The organism is Streptomyces sp. MA5143a, from assembly GCF_900290235.1.
GTDB lineage: Bacteria > Actinomycetota > Actinomycetes > Streptomycetales > Streptomycetaceae > Streptomyces.
Window position 1 is genome coordinate 1 of the sequence record NZ_OLMK01000159.1, and the last position, 1,632, is coordinate 1,632.

1 rRNA gene is annotated in these 1,632 nt (G+C 57.4%); it reads right to left on the reverse strand.

The features are described 5' to 3' along the window. A 23S ribosomal RNA gene (locus tag SMA5143A_RS42255) occupies window positions 1–1,544 on the reverse strand; the annotation flags it as partial. Window positions 1,545–1,632 lie beyond the last annotated feature (88 nt).

The following is a 1,632-nucleotide window of genomic DNA, read 5'->3' on the forward strand; positions in this document are numbered from 1 at the left end:
TTCGATGTTTGACGCTTCACAGCGGGTACCGGAATATCAACCGGTTATCCATCGACTACGCCTGTCGGCCTCGCCTTAGGTCCCGACTTACCCTGGGCAGATCAGCTTGACCCAGGAACCCTTGGTCAATCGGCGCAAACGTTTCTCACGTTTGTATCGCTACTCATGCCTGCATTCTCACTCGTCAACCGTCCACAACTCGCTTACGCGGCTGCTTCACCCGGCAGACGACGCTCCCCTACCCATCACGATCCCCGTTGGGGGTACATATCGCAATGACACGACTTCGGCGGTACGCTTGAGCCCCGCTACATTGTCGGCGCGGAATCACTAGACCAGTGAGCTATTACGCACTCTTTCAAGGGTGGCTGCTTCTAAGCCAACCTCCTGGTTGTCTCTGCGACTCCACATCCTTTCCCACTTAGCGTACGCTTAGGGGCCTTAGTCGATGCTCTGGGCTGTTTCCCTCTCGACCATGGAGCTTATCCCCCACAGTCTCACTGCCGCGCTCTCACTTACCGGCATTCGGAGTTTGGCTAAGGTCAGTAACCCGGTAGGGCCCATCGCCTATCCAGTGCTCTACCTCCGGCAAGAAACACACGACGCTGCACCTAAATGCATTTCGGGGAGAACCAGCTATCACGGAGTTTGATTGGCCTTTCACCCCTAACCACAGGTCATCCCCCAGGTTTTCAACCCTGGTGGGTTCGGTCCTCCACGAAGTCTTACCTCCGCTTCAACCTGCCCATGGCTAGATCACTCCGCTTCGGGTCTTGAGCGTGCTACTGAGTCGCCCTGTTCGGACTCGCTTTCGCTACGGCTACCCCACCCGGGTTAACCTCGCAACACACCGCAAACTCGCAGGCTCATTCTTCAAAAGGCACGCAGTCACGAGATGCCAGCAAGCTGACATCCGACGCTCCCACGGCTTGTAGGCACACGGTTTCAGGTACTATTTCACTCCCCTCCCGGGGTACTTTTCACCATTCCCTCACGGTACTATCCGCTATCGGTCACCAGGGAATATTTAGGCTTAGCGGGTGGTCCCGCCAGATTCACACGGGATTTCTCGGGCCCCGTGCTACTTGGGTGTCTCTCAAACGAGCCGTCAATGTTTCAGCTACGGGGGTCTTACCCTCTACGCCGGACCTTTCGCATGTCCTTCGCCTACATCAACGGTTTCTGACTCGTCCTGTCGCCGGCAGACGACAGAAGAGAGATCCCACAACCCCGTATACGCAACCCCTGCCGGGTCTCACACGCATACGGTTTGGCCTCATCCAGTTTCGCTCGCCACTACTCCCGGAATCACGGTTGTTTTCTCTTCCTGCGGGTACTGAGATGTTTCACTTCCCCGCGTTCCCTCCACTTGCCCTATGTGTTCAGGCAAGGGTGACAGCCCATGACGACTGCCGGGTTTCCCCATTCGGACACCCCCGGATCAAAGCCTGGTTGACGACTCCCCGGGGCCTATCGTGGCCTCCCACGTCCTTCATCGGTTCCTGGTGCCAAGGCATCCACCGTGCGCCCTTAAAAACTTGGCCACAGATGCTCGCGTCCACTGTGCAGTTCTCAAACAACGACCAACCACCCGTCACACACCACCATCGCGGTGCTTCACCGGGGCCGGCA